The organism is Streptomyces sp. FXJ1.172 (assembly GCF_001636945.3).
Classification (GTDB): domain Bacteria; phylum Actinomycetota; class Actinomycetes; order Streptomycetales; family Streptomycetaceae; genus Streptomyces.
The window spans coordinates 594,187-612,912 of record NZ_CP119133.2; the positions used below are offsets into that span (position 1 = coordinate 594,187).

The 18,726-nt window shown below is 76.8% G+C and carries 1 protein-coding gene; it reads right to left on the bottom strand.

From position 1 onward, the window contains the following. Window position 1: 1 nt before the first annotated feature. Window positions 2-18,646, bottom strand: coding sequence for a non-ribosomal peptide synthetase (locus A6P39_RS02995; protein WP_275883792.1), 18,645 nt, complete (start codon window positions 18,644-18,646; stop codon window positions 2-4). Between the last annotated feature and the right edge of the window lie 80 nt (window positions 18,647-18,726).

Consider the following 18,726-nt stretch of genomic DNA (forward strand, 5'->3'; position numbering starts at 1 on the left):
CTCACCGTTCGTCGTGGTCGGGGCCGCCGTGCGCGGCGTCTTCGTCGTGGCCCGCGAGTGCCGCGGCTTCCAGTTCGCTCAGCACCTGCTCCTCCACGCGCTCGGCGAGGGCGGCCACGGTCCGCGCGACCAGCACGTCGCGGGGGGTGAGCGTGACGCCGAACGCGTCGTTGGCGCGGGAGGCGATGAGCAGGGCGCGCAGGGAGTCGCCGCCCAGCAGGAAGTAGTCGTCCTCGGCGCCGACCCTCTGGTGCAGGGTCTCCTCCCAGATCGCGGCCACCGCCTCCTCGGTGGGGGTGCGCGGTGCCACGTACGCGGCCCGCTCGCCGCTCCGCTCGCGTTCCCCGGGGGCGTCGGGGGCCGGGGCGGGCAGGGCGGCCCGGTCGGTCTTGCCGTTCTCGGTCAGCGGGAAGCGGTCCATCGGCACGAACGCCGAGGGGACCATGTAGCCGGGCAGCGAACGGGCGGCCAGGGCGCGCAGGTCCGCCGCGGTGGGCGGTTCGGCACCGGGCGCGGTGAGCAGGTGGGCGACCAGGCGGGGCAGCCCCGGCTCGTCCTCGCGCACGCTCACCACAGCGTCCAGGACGCCCGGGTGCCGTGCGAGGACCGCCTCGACCTCGCCCGCCTCGATGCGGTGGCCGTGCAGCTTGAGCTGGTGGTCGGTGCGGCCCAGGTAGTGCAGTTCGCCGTGGGCGTCGCGGCGCACCAGGTCGCCGGTGCGGTACATGCGGGTGCCGGGCGGCCCGAACGGGTCGGCAACGAACCGGGCCGCGGTCAGCCCGGGCCGGCCGAGGTAGCCGCGGGCCAGGGCCGGTCCGCTGAGCCACAGTTCGCCGGGGACGCCGTCGGGGACCGGGCGCAGCCGGGCGTCGAGGACGTAGGCGCCGGTGGTGGGCAGCGGGCGGCCGATGGGCGGGGCCACGCCGTCCGGCCGCAGCGGGGCGGACCAGGTGGCGACGACAGTGGCCTCGGTGGGCCCGTAGGAGTTGACCATGCGGTGGTGCGGTGCCCAGCGGGCGACGAGTTCCGGGCCGCAGGCGTCGGCGCCGACGGTCAGCGTCTTCAGGTCCGGCAGCGTGCCGGGCGTGTCGGGCGGCAGGGTGGCCAGCGCGGCCGGCGGCAGCAGGGTGTGGGTGATGCGCTCGTCGCGGAGCACGCCGGCCAGGTGGCTGCCGAGCAGCGGGCCGGGCGGGGGGACGACCAGCCGGGCGCCGTGCGGCAGCGACATGCACAGTTCGAGCACGGAGGCGTCGAAGCTGGGCGTGGCGAAGGCCAGCACCCGGTCACCCGCCGTGACCTGGTACTGGGCCGCCTCGGCGGCGGCGAAGGCGGCCAGGCCGCGGTGGGTGACGACGACTCCCTTGGGGGTGCCGGTGGAGCCGGACGTGTAGATGACGTAGGCCGGGTCGTCCAGGTCGAGCGGCCGGGTGCGGTCCGCGTCGGTGGGCCGGCGGCCGGGCACGCCGTCCGGCGGTGCGGCGAGCAGGTCGGCCACCTCTTTCGCGTCGAGGGTGAGGGCGGGGGCCGCGTCGCGCAGCATCAGGGCGGTCCGCTCCTCCGGGTAGGCGGGGTCGACGGGCAGGAACGCGGCGCCCGTCTTCGCCACGGCCAGCTGGGCGAGCACCATGTCCGCCGAGCGGGGCAGCAGCAGGGCGACCAGGTCGCCGGGTCCGGCGCCGCGGGCGATGAGCCGGTGCGCCAGCCGGTTGGCCCGCGCCTCGGCCTCGGCGTAGCTGAGCAGCGTGCCCGGTGCGGCGAGGGCGGGGGCGTCGGGCCACCGGTCGACGGCGGCCTCGACGAGGGCGGGCAGGGTGGCGGGCGGCACCGGGCCGAGCTGCGGGCGGGCCGCGCCGTGCAGCAGCCGGTGCCGCAGCGCGGACGGCAGCACGTCGACGGCGTCGAGGGGGACGGTGCCGTCCGTGCCGGCCAGGGCGTCCAGGGTGTGCAGCAGCTGCCCGGCCAGCGACTCGGCGGTGGCCTCGTCGAAGTACCGGGGGTCGTAGCCGAGTTCGACGGCGAGGTCGTCCCCGGGGGAGACGACGACGGTGAGCGGGTAGTTGGTGGCCTCCCGGGCGTCCAGGTCCCGCACGGTCAGACCGTGTGCACCGGCCGTCGCGTCCCCGACCGGGTAGTTCTCGAACACCAGCAGGCTGTCGAACAGGGCGGTCCCCGACGGCAGTCCGGTCAGGGCGTGCAGCTCGTTGAGGGGCACGTGGTCGTGCCGACGGTCCTCGGCGCGGGCCTCCTGCACGGCCCGCAGCCAATCGGCGCACGGGGCGCCGCCGTCGACGCCGATCCGGGCGGGCAGGGTGGTGATGAACAGGCCGGTGATGGTGTCGGCGCCGGGCAGATCGGCGGGGCGGCCGGACACGGTGGTGCCGAAACAGACCTCGTCCTGCCCGCTCCACCGGGCCAGCAGCAGCGCCCAGGCGCCCTGCACCAGCGTGTTGAGGGTGAGGCGGTGGCGGCGGGCGAACTCGGCCAGCCGCCGCGTGCGTCCGGCGCCGATCCGCTGCGACAGCCAGGTGCCGGAGCGGGCCGTGGCACCGGGCGCGGGCCTGCGGTCGTACGGCAGCGGGGTCGGACCGGTCAGGCCGTCCAGGACGGTGCGCCAGTGCTCCGCGGCCGGGCCGGTGTCGCGGCCGGCCAGCCAGGCGGCGTAGTCGGCGAACGGCCGGCGCTCGGGCAGCCGCGGCTGCTCGCCGCCGGCCAGCGCGGCGTGCGCGGCCATGACGTCGGACAGCACGTGGAAGACGCTCCAGCCGTCCAGCAGGACGTGGTGGAAGGTCCACACGACCCGCACCGCGTCCGGTCCGAGCCGGACCAGCGCCAGCCGCAGCAGCGGGGCCCGGTCCAGGGCGAGGCCGCGGGCCCGCTCGTCGGCGAGCAGCCGTTCCAGCTCGCCCTGGTGCCGGTCGGCCGGCAGCGTGCTCCAGTCGTGCTCGGTGACCGGCAGGGTGACCTCGCGGTGGACGAGCTGGAGCGGTACGGGCACGTCGGTCAGGGCGACGGAGGTGCGCAGGACCGGGGTGCGCGCCACGACGTACCGCCAGGCGTCGGCCAGCAGCCCCGGGTCGCGGGCGCCGTCGGCGACGAAGGTGATCTGCTCGACGTACAGGCCGTGTTCGGCCTCGTCCAGCCCGTGCATCACCATGCCGGTCTGGGTGGGCGTGAGCGGGTACACGTCCACGACGTCCCTCCCGGTGCCGACCAGCCGGTCGACGGCGGCCTGGTCCAGGCCGGCCAGCGGGAAGTCGGAGGGGGTGCGGCCGCCGGCGCCGGGTGCGGCGCAGTGGCGCTCGATCGCGCGGAGTTCGTCGGTCAGCTCGGCCGCCAGGCGGGCCACGGTCTCGCGCCGGTGCACCTCGCCGGAGTACGACCAGGTGAACTCCAGCCGCCCGTCGGTGACCCGCCCGAGCACGTCCAGGAGGTACGGCCGCCGGGCCGCGCGGTCCATGCCGCCGGTGAGGCCGCCGTGCGGGGCGTGCAGCAGGCCGCCCGGCGTGGGCGTCCGGTCCTGCCGGCCTAGGTAGTTGAAGCAGATCTGCGGCAGCGCGGGCAGCTCCCGGCCGGCGCCCGGGTGCAGGTGGCGCAGGGCCCCGTAACCCAGTCCGCCGTGCGGTACGGCCCGCAGGTTCTCCTTGACGGACTTCAGCACGGTGCCGGTGTCCGCGTCCCGGGGGACGTCCAGGGCGACCGGGTACATGGTGGTGAACCAGCCGACGGTGCGGGCGAGGTCGGTGCCGTCGAACAGGTCCTCGCGGCCGTGTCCTTCGAGGGTCACCGCCACCCGGTCCCGGCCCGTCCAGCGGGCCAGGACCCGGCCCAGCGCGGTGAGCAGGACGTCGTTGACCCGGGTGCGGTACACGTCCGGCACGTCCTGGAGGAGCCGGCGGGTCTCCTCGGCGCAGAGCCGGACGGTCACCGTCTCCTCGGCGGCGGTGGTGTTGGCGCCGCCGGGGTGGTCGGCCGGCAGGGCGGGTCCGGTGTCCAGGGCGCTCCAGTGGGCGAGTTCGCCGTCGAAGCCGCCCGCCGCGGTGTGCGCGGCCAGCCGCCGGGCCCAGGTCCGGAAGGAGGTGCTCTTCGCGCCGAGATCGGGCCGCTCGCCGCTGCTCAGGGCGCGGTGGGCGGTGTCCAGGTCCTCCAGCAGCAGCTGCCAGGACACGGCGTCGACGACCAGGTGGTGGGCGGACAGCAGCAGCACCGGGCGCGCGTCGCCGCCGGGGCGGCACAGCGCGGCGCGCAGCAGCGGCCCGTGCGCCAGGTCGAAGCCGGCGCCGAGCGCGTCGGCCACCTCGGGTCCGGCGGGGCCGTCGTGGACCTCCAGGTGCACGGGGGTGTCGCCGGGCGCGGTGCCGTGCTGCCGCCGGCGGCCGTCCCCGTCCGGCCCGAAGCGCAGCCGGAGCGCGTCGTGGTGGTCGAGTACGGCGGCCAGCGCGGCCCGCAGCAGGTCCTCGTCGGGGTCCGCAGCCAGCTCGTAGGACACGGTCTGGCTGAAGTGGGCCGGGTCGCCGTCCAGGGTGTCGAACAGCCAGTGCTGTACGGGGGTGATCGGGGCGTCGCCGGTCACCGGCTCGTCTTCGGGGGCGGCGGTGGGCGCCGCGGCGGACTTCGCGGCCGCCGCGAGGTCCGCGAGGGTCTGGTGGGTGAACAGGTGGCGGGGGGTGAGGGCGAGACCGGCCCGGCGGGCGGCCGAGACGATCTGGATGCCGAGGACGGAGTCGCCGCCCAGGGTGAAGTAGTTGTCGTCCGGGCCTGCTGCGGGCACGCCCAGCACCTCGCACCAGATCGCCGCGAGGATCCGCTCGGCCTCGGTGCGCGGCTCGCGCCCGGCCGTGCCGCCGGCGGACGCGCTCCACTCGGGGTCGGGCAGCGCCCGCCGGTCCAGTTTGCCGGTGGCGCCCAGCGGGAGCCGCTCCAACGGTACGACGAGGGCGGGGACCAGGTGGTCGGGGAGGCTGCGGGCGAGGAAGGCGCGCAGCTCCGCGGGGTCGGGCAGACCGGAGGCGCGGGGCACCGCATAGCCGACCAGCCGGCGGTGGCCGGCGTGGTCCACCACCCGGGCCGCCGCCGCGGCCACGGCCGGGTGCCGGGCCAGCGCGGCCTCGACCTCGCCGAGTTCGATGCGGAAGCCGCGCACCTTCACCTGGTCGTCGCCGCGCCCGAGGTAGACGAGGTCGCCGTCGGCGCTCCAGCGGACCAGGTCGCCGGTGCGGTACATACGGGTGCCGGGCGGCCCGAACGGGTCGGGCAGGAAGCGGGCGGCGGTCAGGCCGGGGCGGCGCAGGTAGCCGCGGGCCACGCCGGTTCCGGCCAGGTACAGCTCGCCGGGCGCGCCGATGGGGACCGGGCGCATCGACCGGTCGAGCACGTAGGCACGGGCGCCGCCGAGCGGGCGTCCGATCGGCGGGTCGCGGTCGGGGTCGGCGGGGTCGCAGGTGAACGCGGTGGCGTAGACGGTGGCCTCGGTGGGGCCGTAGATGTTCATGACCCGGCAGCCGGGGATCGCCTCGCGGACCTGGCGCACGGTGCGGGCGGGCAGCCCCTCCCCCGCGAGGACGACCGTGTCCGCGGTGACGTGCACGGCGTCCTCGGCCAGGAGCCGGTCCAGCGCCGAGGGCACGGCGCTGAGCAGTCCGGCCCGCCAGGGCCCGGGGCGCTCGGCCAGGGCGAGCAGGTCGCGGACGATCTCCACGCAGCCGCCGGACAGCAGCGGCGAGAAGATCTCGAACACCGACACGTCGAAGTTGAGCGAGGTGGAGGCCACCACGTGCGCCAGGGACGGGCCGGCGAACTCGGCGGCGGCCCAGTCGGCCAGCGCCAGCACCGAGGCGTGGCTGACGACGACGCCCTTGGGCCGGCCGGTGGAGCCGGAGGTGTGGATGACGTAGGCCGGGTGGCCGGGCAGCAGGGCGGTGTGCCGCTCGTCGTCGCCGACGGGCGTGTCGGGCCGGCCGGCGGCGGGGTCCTCGTCCAGCAGGATGCGTGTGAAGGGGCCGTCGGGCAGCCGGCCGGCGGTCGCGGCGGTGGTGATCACCGCGTCCGGCCGTACGTCCTCGAACAGGAACGCGACGCGCTCGGCCGGGTACTGCGGGTCGACCGGGAGGTAGGCGGCGCCGCTCTTGAGCACCGCCAGCAGCGCCACCACGAGGTCGGCGGTGCGGGGCAGGCACAGCGCGACGAAGCGCTCGGGCCCGGCGCCGGCCGCCACCAGCAGCCGCGCCAGCCGGTTGGAACGGGCGTCGAGTTCGCGGTAGGTCAGGCTGTCGTCGCCGCTTCGCACGGCCGTGGCACCGGGCGTGCGCAGGGCCTGCCGGCGGAACGCCTCCGGCAGCGTGTCGTGCGGTGCCCGTGCCCCGGTCCCGCCGAACCGGGCGACCAGGTCGCGGCCCTGGGCGGGGTCCAGCAGCGGCAGGTCGGCGAGGCGGCGGTCCGGGTCGGCCGCCATCGCGGTGAGCAGGGTGCGCAGGCTCTCGCCGAGCGCCTCCACGGTCGGGGCGTCGAACGCGGCCGGGTCGTAGTCGAGGTTGACGGCGAGCCGGTCGCCGGGCGCGACGACCACGCTGAGGGGGTAGTTCGTCGGCTCCAGGTCCCGTTCCTGCTCCATGGCCAGGCCGTGGCGGGCCAGCGACCCCTCGTCGAAGGGGTAGTTCTCGAACACGACGATGGAGTCGAACAGGTTGGTCCCGCCGGGCACCTCGCTCCAGGACTGCACCTGGGCCAGCGAGACGAAGTCGTGGCGCCGGGCCTCCGACTGGGCGGCCTGGAGTTCGCGCAGCCAGTCCAGCAGCGGGCGCCGGCCGTCGACTCGGGCCCGGGTGGGCAGGGTGTTGATGAACAGGCCGACCATCGAGGTGACGCCCGGCAGGTCGGCGGGCCGCCCGGAGACGGTCGTGCCGAACACCACGTCGTCCCCGCCGCCGTAGCGGGACAGCAGCAGCGCCCAGGCGCCCTGGAGGACGGTGTTGACGGTCAGCCCGGCAGTCTGGGCCGTCTCCCGCAGCCGGGCCGAGACGTCCCGGCCGAGGGTCACCCGCACCGAGCCGGAGGAGGCGCTGCGGTGGGCCTCGGCGGACCGCCGGTCGCGGGGCAGCTCGGTGGGCGCGGGGAAGCCGGCGAGCATCTCGCGCCAGTACCGCTCCGCCCGGCCGGTGTCCTGCCCGGCCAGGTGGCGCAGGTAGTCGGCGAAGGGCCTGCGCTGCGGCACCTGCGGGCGGCGCCCGGTGGTCAGGGCCGCGTACCGCTCGCACACCTCGTCGAAGACCTGGGCGGCGCTCCAGCCGTCGAGCAGCACGTGGTGGAACGTCCACACCATGCGGACGCGGTCGGCGGACAGCCGGATGAAGGTCAGCCGCATCAGGGGCGCGGTGCCCAGGTCGATGCCCCGCTGCCGGTCCTCGGCCAGCAGCCGTTCGAGGTCGGGCGCGCACGTGTCGTCGGGCCGGCCGGTCCAGTCGTGGTGGGTGACGGGCACGGTGGCCCGGTGCCGGACGACCTGGAGCGGTTCGGCGGTCTCCTGCCAGACCAGGCCGGTGCGCAGGACGGGGTTGGCGTCCGCGGTGTGCTGCCACGCCTCGGCGAGGGCCTGCGGGTCGGTGACGCCCGACAGCACCAGCTGGACCTGGTTGACGTAGGTGCGGCCGTCCGGGTCGAGCAGGCTGTGGAAGAGCATGCCCGCCTGCATCGGGGTCAGCGGCAGCACGTCCGCCACCTCGCGCCCGTCGCCGGCGATCCGGTCGACCGCCGCCTGGTCCAGGCGGGCCAGCGGGAAGTCGGTCGGGGTCCGGCCGCCCGCGTCCGGGCGCGCGCAGTGGGCCAGGATGTCGCCGAGCGCCCGGAGCATCCCCTCGGCGAGGGCGGTGACGGTGTCCTCGCGGTGCCGTCCGGCGCCGTAGTACCAGGTGATCTCCAGTTCGTCGTCCTCGACGCGGGCGACGACGTCCAGCAGGTGCGGCCGTTCGGTGCCGGGTGCCTCCGCGCCGCCGAGTCCGCCGGGCACCGCGCCGACCAGGGTGCCGCCGCCGGGCGACCAGTCGAAGCGGCCCAGGTAGTTGAAGCTGATGCCGGGCATCGGGGTGCCGGTCAGCGCCTCCTCGCGGGCGAGGTGGCGCAGGACGCCGTAGCCGAGGCCCCGGTCGGGGACGGCGCGCAGCTGCTCCTTCACCGCCTTCAGGGCGGTGCCCCAGTCCCCCGCCGGGACGTGCAGGGCGACCGGGAAGAGAGAGGTGAACCAGCCGACCGTGCGGGAGAGGTCGACGTCGTCGAACAGCGCGTCCTCGCGGCCGTGGCCCTCCAGGCCGACGGCGACGGTGTCCCGTCCGGTCCAGTCGGCGAGGACCCGGCCGAGCGCGGTGAGCAGGACGTCGTCGATGCGGGTGCGGTAGACGCCGGGGACCGTGCGCAGCAGGCTGTCGGTGCGCTCCCGGTCCAGCCGTACGGTGACCCCGCGGACGTCGGCCGTGGTGGTGCCGCCGGGGCCGTCCACCGGCAACGGGACGGCGCACGCCCGGGCCGCCTCGGCCCAGTGGTCGCCCCCGCTCGCGAAGGTGCCGGCGCGGTCGCGGAGCCTGCGGGCCCACTCCCGGACGGAGGTGGTGCGGGCGGGCAGCCGTACGGGCTCCTGGGTCACGGCCTGCCGGTAGGCGGTCTCCAGGTCCTCCAGCAGGATCCGCCAGGACACGCCGTCGACCACGAGGTGGTGGACGACCAGCAGCAGCCGGGCGGGCCGGGTGCCGTCGGCGGTGAACAGGCGGGCGGTGAGCAGCGGGCCGGTGTCAAGCCGGAAGCCGGCGTGGGCCGCGGCCGTGACCTGCTCCTCCTCCTGCGGGCCGTGGACCGTCAGCAGCTCGGGGACCGGACCGTCGGCGGGCGGCACGTCCTGGTGCCAGGTACCGTCGGCGTCGCGGGTGAACCGGGCGCGCAGGGCGTCGTGGTGGGTCCACAGGGCGGCGAGGGCGCGGCGCAGGGCGTCCTCGTCCACCGGTCCGGCGGCCTCGACGACGACGCACTGGTCGAAGAAGGCGGCGTGTTCGGGCTGCGGGTCGAGGAACCAGTGCTGGATGGGGGTGAGTTCGCTGGCGCCGCTGACCGGTTCGGTGCCGGCGACGGCGGCCGCGGCGCCGCCCGCGGCGGCCAGCTCGGCCACGGTGGGGTGTTTGAACAGGTCGCGCGGGGTGAGGGCGAGGCCCGCGGCGCGGGCCCGGGAGACCACCTGGATGCTGAGGATCGAGTCGCCGCCCAGCATGAAGAAGTTGTCGTCCAGGCCGACGCGTTCCACGCCGAGCAGCTCGGCCCAGATGTCGGCGAGCAGCCGTTCGGTCTCGGTGCGCGGCGCCCGGTGGGCCTGCTGGGCGCCGGCCGACCAGTCGGGGGCGGGCAGCCGGCGCCGGTCGACCTTTCCGTTGCCGGTGAGCGGCAGTTCGGGTACGGCCACGAAGGCGGCGGGCAGCATGTAGTCGGGCAGCCCGGCCGCCAGGTGGGCGCGCAGTTCGGCGGCGGGCGGCACCGTGGCGCCGCCGGCCGGCACGAGGTGCGCGGCGAGCCGCTTGCGTCCGCCGTCCTGGTAGAGGGAGACGACGGCCTCGGCGACGGCCGGGTGGCCGGTGAGGCGGGCCTCGATCTCGGCGGGCTCGACCCGGAAGCCGCGGATCTTGATCTGGTCGTCCGCGCGCCCGACGAAGTGCAGTTCCCCGTCGGCGCTCCAGCGCACGATGTCGCCGGTGCGGTACATCCGTTGCCCGGGCGGGCCGAACGGGTCGGCGACGTACCGGGCGGCGGTCGCCCCCGGCCGGCCCGCGTACCCCCGGGCCAGCCCGGCGCCGGCGATGTACAGCTCGCCGGGTATGCCCGGCGGCTGCGGCTGGAGCGCGGCGTCCAGGACGTAGACGCGCGTGTTGTCCAGCGGGCGGCCGATGGGCAGGACCGCGGGCAGCGGGTCGCCGGCGCGGAAGACGCGCCGGGTGGCGAACGTGGTGGTCTCGGTGGGGCCGTAACCGTCGACGACGGTCAGGCCGGGGCAGGCGTCCAGCACCCGGCGCACGACGGCGCCCGGCACCGCCTCGCCGCCCGTCCACACCTCGCGGGCACCGCGCAGGCAGCCGGGGTCCTCCTGGGCGAGCAGCCGGAACAGACCCGCGGTCAGCCACAGGCAGCGCACGCCCTGCTCGCCGATGGCGCGGCGTACGGCGGCGGCGTCCAGGTCGGCCGGCGGGGCGAGGACGGCGGTGCCGCCGCGCAGCAGCGGCACCCACACCTCGTAGGTGGCGGCGTCGAAGGCGTGCGGGGAGTGCACGAGCACCCGGTCGTGCCCGGCGAAGGCCCGGTCCAGCGCCAGGGCGACGACGTCCCGCTGGCGCACCGCGACGCCCTTGGGGACGCCGGTGGAGCCGGAGGTGAACATCAGGTACTGGACGTGGTCGGGGTGGACCGCGTCGGCCCGGACGGCGTCGGCGGGGGCCGCGTCGGGGTGTGCGGTGCCGGCCGCCGGGGGTGCGTCGGCGCGCAGGACGCCGTCGCCGGGCAGGAGTTCGCGGGCCGTCTCCTCCCAGGCCGCGTCGGTCAGCAGCAGCCGCGCTCCGGCCTCGGTGAGGATCCGGTGCAACCGCTCGCGCGGTGCCCGGCCGTCCAGCGGCACGTACACCCCGCCGGTGCGGACGAGGGCCAGCTGGGCGACGACCAGGTGCACGGAGCGGTCCATCAGCACGGCGACCGGTCGTTCCGGCCCGATGCCGAGCCCGGCCAGCCGGGCGGCCAGCCGGGCCGACCCGTCGTCCAGTTCGCGGTAGCTGACGCGTTCTCCGCCGGCCTCCAGGGCCACGGCGTCGGGGGTGCGGGCGGCCTGGGCGGCGAACAGCGCGGCCACCGTGGTGTCCGGCAGCTCGGTGCGCGTGTCGTTCCAGGCGTGCAGCACCTGTGCGCGGCGGCCGGGGGTGAGCAGCGGCACCCGGGCGGGCGGCAGTCCGGGACCGGAGGCCATGCCCGTGAGCAGGACGGTCAGGTACTCGGCGGTCCGCTCGGCGGTGGCGGCGTCGAACAGCTGGGGGTCGTAGCCGATGCGCAGGGCCAGCTCGGGACCCGGGTAGGCGGTGAGACTGAGCGGGTAGTTGGTGGTCTCCACGCCGTCGAGGCCGCTCAGGCGCAGTCCGTGCACGGCGGCACTGTCGTCGTCCACGGGGTAGTTCTCGAAGACGACGATGCTGTCGAACAGGCCGGTGCGCTCGGGGAGATCGGTGAAGGAGCGCATCCGGGTGAGCGGCGTGTGGTCGAAGCGCCGGTCCTCGCTCTGCTCGCGTTGGAGGGTGCGCAGCCAGTCGAGCAGGGTGCCGTGGGCGGGCACGGTGACCCGGGTGGGCAGGGTGGTGATGAACAGGCCGGTCATGGCGTCGGCGCCGGGCAGCTCGGGTGGCCGGCCGGACACCGTCGTGCCGAACACCACCTCGTCGCGGCAGGCCTGACGGGCCAGCAGCATCGCCCAGGCGCCCTGCACCAGGGTGTTCAGGGTCAGGCCGGCGCCGCGCGCCAGCTCCTCCAGGGCCCGGGTGGTACCCACGGGAACGGTGACCCGGACGGCGTGCGTGGACTCGGCGCGGTGGCTCTCGCGCGGCTCCCGGTCGTACGGCAGGGGCGTGGCCTCGGTGAGGCCGGTCAGGCGCCGCCGCCAGTGCCGTTCGCCCTCGGCGGTGTCGCGTGTGCGCAGCCAGGCGACGTAGTCGCGGTAGGGCGGGCGCTCCGGTACGGCCCGCGGGTCCGCGGCGGCGTGGCAGGCGAACACGTCGGACAGCACCTGGAACAGGCTCCAGCCGTCCAGCAGGAGGTGGTGGAAGGACCACACCACGCGCACCGCGGTGCCGGAGACGCGGGCGAGCAGCAGGCGCTGAAGCGGGGCGCGGGCCAGGTCGATGCCGTCCGCGCGGTCGCGGGCCAGGACGTCGTCCAGGCGCTGCCGGCGTTCGGCGTCGGTCAGGCCGCGCCAGTCGAGGTGGGTGACCGGCACGGGCGCACGGCGCTGCACCACCAGCAGCGGTTCGGCCACGTCCTGCCAGACGACCCGGCCGCGCAGCACGTCCGTGCGGTCGGTCACGTGTTGCCAGGCCGCGGCGAGCGTCTCCGGGTCCGGCACGCCGTCCAGGACGAAGGTCAGCTGCTGGAAGTAGGCACCGCGGCCGTCCTCGGACAGGCCGTGGAACAGCATGCCCGCCTGGGTCGGCGTCAGCGGCAGGATGTCCTCGACCGCCGCCGGGTCGGCGCCGGTGATCCGGTCCACCGCGCCCTGGTCGAGCCGGGCCAGCGGGAAGTCGGACGGGGTGCGGCCGGCGGCACCGGGCCGGGCGGCGTATCGGGCGAGGTCCGCGAGCGCGTCCCGGTAGCGCTCCGACAGGGCCTGCACCGTCTCCCGCCGGTGCAGCCGGTCGGAGTAGAACCAGGTGAACTCCAGGCAGTCGTCGACGAGCTGCCCGACGACCTCCAGGGCGTGCGGGCGCCGGGCGGCCGGGTCGGCGTCCAGCTCCAGCGGCCGTACGGTGCCCCGGTACAGGCCGTCCGCGCCGTCCTCGCCGTCGGCGAGGCCCATCCGGCCCAGGTAGTTGAAGCTGATCTGCGCGGGGGCGGTGCGCGGTGCCGCGTCCGGTCCGGCCAGGTGGCGCAGCGCGTCGTGGCCGAGGCCGTGCCGGGGTACGGCGCGCAGCTGCTCCTTGACCTGCTTCAGCACGGCGTCCCAGCCGGCGTCATGGGAGACGGCGAGGGCGACGGGGTGGCGGGTGGTGAACCAGCCGACGGTGCGGCTGAGGTCCAGCTCCGCGAAGAGCTCCTCGCGGCCGTGCCCCTCGACGTCGACCACCACCCGCTCCTGCCCGGTCCCGGCGCACAGCGCGCGCCCGAGGGCGCCCAGCAGCACGTCGTTGGCCCGGGTGCGGTAGGTCTCGGGCAGCGTGCGCAGCAGCGCGGCGGTGTCCTGCGCGTCCAGCCGTACGGTGACCGCGCACTGCGACGCGTAGGTGTTGGCGCCGTCGGGCGGGTCGGCGGGCAGGGCGCCGCCGGTGGCGGGCACCGCGCGGGCCCAGTACTCCCGCTCGTCGTCGAAACCGCCGTCCGCCGCGTAGGCGTTCAGCCGGCGCGCCCACGCGCGCACGGGCGAGGACTTGGCGGGCAGGGCGCTGCGGCCGTCCCGGCCGGCGCGGCGGGCCCGGTAGGCGCGGTCGAGGTCCTCCAGCAGCACCCGCCAGGAGACGCCGTCGACCACCAGGTGGTGCACGGCGAGGTGCAGCACGGGGGGCCGGCCGGGGCCGCGGTCGTGCAGGACGGCCCGCAGCAGCAGCCCTTCCGACAGGTCGAAGGGGCCGAAGTGGGGGGTGTCCCCGTCCGGACCGGTGTGCCGGGCGAGCGTGGGCCGGGGCGCCCGGTCCTGGACGGACCAGGTGACCTCGCCGGCCGGGCCGCCGGTGGCGAAACGGGAGCGCAGGGCGTCGTGGTGGGCGACCAGGTCGCCCAGCGCGGCCTCGAGCGCCGCCACGTCCAGGTCGTCGGGCAGCCGGACGGACAGCGCCTGGGCGAAGTGCCCGGCGCGCTCGCCGGCGCTGTCGAACAGCCAGTGCTGGATGGGCGTCAGGGGGGTCTCGCCGGTGGCCGGCCCGGTCTGCGGTGCGGCCGGGTGCGGGACGGCGGCGGCGTCCGCGCAGCGGGCGAGGGCGGCGACCGTCTGGTGCCCGTACAGGTCCCGCGAGGTCAGGCCCAGGCCCTCCTGCCGGGCGCGGGCCACCACCTGGATGCTCAGGATCGAGTCGCCGCCGAGCTCGAAGAAGTTGTCGTCGACGCCGATCCGCTCCACGTGCAGCACGTCGGCCCAGATCGCGGCGAGGGTTCGCTCGGTGGGGGTGCGCGGGGCGACGTGCCGCACGGCGCGCACGGCGGGGCCCGGGTCGGGCAGGCGGCCGCGGTCTATCTTGCCGTTGGGGCTGAGCGGCAGGGCGTCCAGCACGACGACGGCCGACGGGACCATGTAGTCGGGCAGCGTGCGGCCCATCTCCCGGCGCACGGTCTCGGGCACCGGCCGCGCCGCGGGGGCCGGGACGACGTATCCGACCAGGCGGCGGTGGCCGTCGTCCTCGGCGACGGTGGCCGCCGCCTCGGCCACGCCCGGGCAGCGGCGCAGCGCCTCCTCGACCTCGCCCAGCTCGATCCGGAAGCCGCGGACCTTGACCTGCTGGTCGACCCGGCCGATGTACTCCAGCTGCCCGTCGGCGCGGCGGCGCACCAGGTCGCCGGTGCGGTACATGCGCTCCCCCGGCGCGCCGTACGGGTCGGCGACGAAGCGGGAGGCGGTCAGGCCCGGCCGGCCGAGGTAGCCGCGGGCCAGTCCGGCGCCGCCGAGGTACAGCTCGCCGGTCACCCCGTGCGGCTGGGGCCGCAGGGCGCGGTCCAGGACGTAGGCGCGCGTGAGCGCGACCGGACCGCCGATGGGCGGGGCCTGCTCGGGCAGCGGATCGCCGGCGATCCAGGCGGTGGCGTACACGGTGGCCTCGGTGGGGCCGTAGAGGTTGGCGACCCGGCATCCGGGCAGGGCGGCGCGCACGTCGTGCAGCGTCTGCGCGGGCAGGGCCTCGCCGGCCAGGACGACGGTGTCCGCGGTGAGCGGTGCCGTGCCGCCCGCGACGAGGCGGGAGACAACGGACGGCACCCCGCTGAGCAGTCCGGCCTGCCGTCCCGGAGCGTCGGCGAGGGCCGGCAGGTCGGCGACGACCTCGACGGTGCCCCCGGTCACCAGCGGGCACAGCAGCTCGAAGACCGAGACGTCGAAGTTGAGGGAGGTCGAGGCGATCACCGGGCGGTCCGGGCCGGCGGGCGGGAAGTGCGCCCCGGCCCAGGCGGCGAGCGCGGCGACGCTGCGGTGGGTGACCAGGACGCCCTTGGGACGCCCGGTGGATCCCGAGGTGTGGATCACGTAGGCGGGGTGGTCCGGGAGCAGCGGCCGCAGGCGGTCGGCGTCGGTGAGGGCGGTGTCGGGCGTGCCCGGGGCGGCGCAGTCCTCCAGGAGCAGCGGGGTGCAGTCGGCGGGCAGGGCGGAGGCGGTGTCCCGGGTGGCGACGACGAGGGCGGGCCGGGCGTCGGCGAGCATGAGGCGGATCCGCTCGGCCGGGTAGGCCGGGTCCACCGGCAGGTAGGCCGCGCCCGCGGTGAGCACCCCCCACAGCGCGGGCAGGAGGTCGGCGGTGCGCGGCAGGCACAGCGCGACCAGGGTCTCCGGGCCCGCTCCGCGTGCGGCGAACTGCCGGGCCAGGCGGTTGGCGCGCCGGGCCACCTCGGCGTAGTCCAGCCGGACGTCCCCGCAGACGACGGCCGTCCGGTCGGGGGTGCGGGCGGTCTGGTCCCGGAACAGCGCGGGCAGCGTGGCGGCCGCGGTGTCCCGGCCGCGGCGGGCGGGCGGGTTCCCGGCGTCCACCAGCGCGCGCTGCTCCGCCGGGGACAGCATGGGCAGTTCGGCCAGGGGGCGGCCGGGACCGTCCGCCATGCCCTCCAGGAGGCGGTGCAGGTGGCCGGTCAGGCGGGCCACGGTGGCCGCCTCGAACAGGTCGGTGTTGAACTCGACGGTCAGCGCGCAGCCGCCGTCCGCGTCCGGGGTGAACTCCAGCACGAGGTCGAACCGGGCGGCGGGCCGGGGCAGCGGGTGCTCCTCCAGGCGCAGGCCGGCGGCGGTCGGCGGCACCCCGAGGGGGGTCTGCTGGACGACGAGCGCCTGCACCAGCGGGGTGCGGCTGGGGTCCCGGGGCGGTGCCAGCTCCTCCACCACCCGGTCGAACGGCACTCCGTCGTGGGAGAAGGCGTCGAGGACGGTGGTGCGCACGTCCTCCACGAAGCGGTCGACGCTCCTGCGCTCGTCCACCTCGGTGCGCAGCACCAGGGTGTTGGCGAAGAAGCCGGGCACGTCCTCCAGCTCGCGGCGCGCGCGGCCGTTGGTGACGGTGCCGAACGCCACCTCCCGCTGGCCGGAGTACCGGGAGAACAGCAGCGCGGAGGCCCCCGCGAACAGGGTGAACAGGGTCGTGCCGCGCCCGGCGGCCAGGTGCCGCAGCCGGGTCACCAGCGGCGCGGGCAGGTGGTGCCGGTGGGCCGCGCCGGAGGTGGTGCGCACCGCCGGGCGCGGCCGGTCGGTGGGCAGTTCCAGGTGCTGGATCCCGCTCAGGTGCCGCTTCCAGTAGGCCAGGTCGTCGGCGTCGGTGCCGGCGTCGCGGTGTCCGCGTTCCCACACCGCGAAGTCGGGGTACTGCACGGCGGGCCGGGGCAGGCCGTCGGGCGTGCCGGTGGCCTCCGCGCGGTAGAGGGCGGCGAGTTCGCGGGTCAGGACGCCCACCGACCAGCCGTCGGTGACGATGTGGTGCTGGGCCAGCAGCAGCAGGTGGTCCTCGGCGGCCAGCCGGACCAGCAGGGCGCGGGTGAGCGGGCCGGCCGTCAGGTCGTAGGGGCGGCTCAGTTCCTCGGTGAGCAGGTCCTCGGCGGCCGCGGCCCGGCGCGGCGCGGGCACGTCCCCGAGGTCGGCCGTGCGCAGCGGCAGGTCGGGTTCGGCGGCGACGTGCTGGACGGCCTCGCCGTCGACCGTGGGGAACGTGGTACGCAGCGTGTCGTGGCGGGCCGCGAGCCGGTGCAGGGCCCGGCGCAGCGCGTCCTCGTCGAGGGTGCCGCGCAGCCGCAGCGACACGCCGGTGTTGTACTCGGTGCCGCCTGCGGTCAGGTCGTCCAGGAACCACAGCCGCCGCTGCGCGCTGGACAGCGGGAGCGGACCCGTCCGCGGGGCGGGTGCGACGGGCTCGGCCGGGGTGGCGTCGCCGGGGTCGCCGAGCAGCTCGGCCAGGGCGGCGACCGTGCGTGCCGTGAACACGTCGCGGACCGTCAGCCGTGCGCCGAACTCGTCCCGGATCCGGGACAGGGTCCGGGCGGCGAGGATGGAGTCGCCGCCCAGGTCGAAGAAGTCGTCCGTGACCCCGACGGCGTCGTCGCCCAGGACCTCCGCCCAGATCGCGGCGAGGGCCCGTTCCCGGGGCGTGCGCGGCGGCACCCGGCCGGCCGTGGACACCCGTTCCGGGGCGGGCAGCGCCCGCCGGTCGATCTTGTGCTGCGGGGTGAGCGGCATCCGGTCCAGGACCACGATCGCGGCCGGCACCATGTGGGCGGGGAGCACCGCGGCGAGGGCGGTGCGCAGGGCGGCCGGGTCGGGAGCGCGGCCGGGTCCGCCCGCGTCCGCGCCGGAGCCGGCCGGGGTGACGTAGCCGACCAGGCGGCGGTGGCCGGGCTCGTCCTCGCGGACCACGACCACGGCCTCGCCGACCGCGTCGGCACCGGCGCGGCGCAGGGCCGTCTCGATCTCGCCCGGTTCGACCCGGAAGCCGCGGATCTTCACCTGGCGGTCCAGGCGGCCCAGGTACTCCAGTTCCCCGTCGGCGGTCCACCGGGCCCGGTCGCCGGTGCGGTACAGCCGGGCGCCGGACGGGTCGAAGGGGTCGGCCACGAAGCGCGCGGCGGTCAGGCCGGGTCGGCCCAGGTAGCCGCGGGCCACCGCGTCGCCGCCCACGAACAGCTCGCCGTCCGCGCCGGGCGGTACCGGGCGCATCGCGGCGTCCAGGACGTACACCCGGGTGTGCGGCAGGGCTGCGCCGATGGTGGGGGTGCCGCGGCCCGCGGTGAGCGGCCCGGTCCAGGTGGCGACGATGGTGGCTTCGGTCGGGCCGTAGGAGTTGATCATCCGGCGGCCGGGCGCCCAGCGGTCGACCAGCGCGGCCGGGCATGCCTCGGCGCCCACGATCAGGGTGCGCAGGTGGCGTGCGGTCCCCTCCCGCGGGTCGGGCAGGGTGGCCAGCGCGGCCGGCGGGATGAGCGCGTGGGTGATGCGCTGCTCCTCCAGGACGGCGGCGAGTTCGTCGCCGAGCCACGGGCCCTGCGGCGGCACGACCAGCGTGGCGCCGGACAGCACCGAGATGCACAGCTCCAGCACGGAGGCGTCGAAGCTGGGCGAGGAGAACTGCAGCACCCGGTCGCCGGGGCCGACGGCGTAGCGCTCGGCGGCGGCCGCGGTGAAGCCGCCCAGGCCGCGGTGGGTGACCGTCACGCCCTTGGGGGTGCCGGTGGAGCCGGACGTGTAGATGACGTAGGCCGCGTGGTCGTCACCGGCCGCGCCGGGGTTCCCGGCATCGGTGGCCCGGAAGCCGTCCGCGCCGTCGGTCCCGGTGAGCAGCAGGGCGGTCCGCTCGGGGTCGTCCAGGGTGACCGCGGGCGCGGCGTCGGCGAGCATCAGCGCCCGGCGCTCGGCGGGGTAGGTGGGGTCCACGGGGAGGAAGGCGGCGCCCGCCCGGGCGACGGCCAGTTCCGCGGCGATCAGCTCCATGGAGCGCGGCAGGACCAGCGCGACCACCCGGTCCGGGCCCGCTCCCCGGCGCACCAGGTGCCGTGCCAGCCGGTCGGCGCGCGCGGCGAGTTCGCGGTAGGTCCAGGTCCGTCGGCCGTCGGTCAGGGCGGGGGCGTCGGGGGTGCGGGCCACCCACGCGGCGAACAGCTCCGCGAGCGTCGGGTGCGCCGGCGCGCCCGCGCCGTCCGGCGTGCCGCCGGTGCGGCCGGCCTGCGGTAGGGAGGGCGCCGGTGCGGGCTTGTCGTGCAGGTCCGTCATGGGTGTAGTCCTCTGGAGAGCGGTACGGGCGCGTGCTGCGTGGCCGGACGCGGCAGCCTCCGGCTCGGCGGGGAGCGGTG

Coding starts and splice junctions, on each gene's coding strand:
- A6P39_RS02995 (WP_275883792.1), bottom strand. CDS start 18,646: ATGACGGACCTGCACGACAAGCCCGCACCGGCGCCCTCCCTACCGCAG.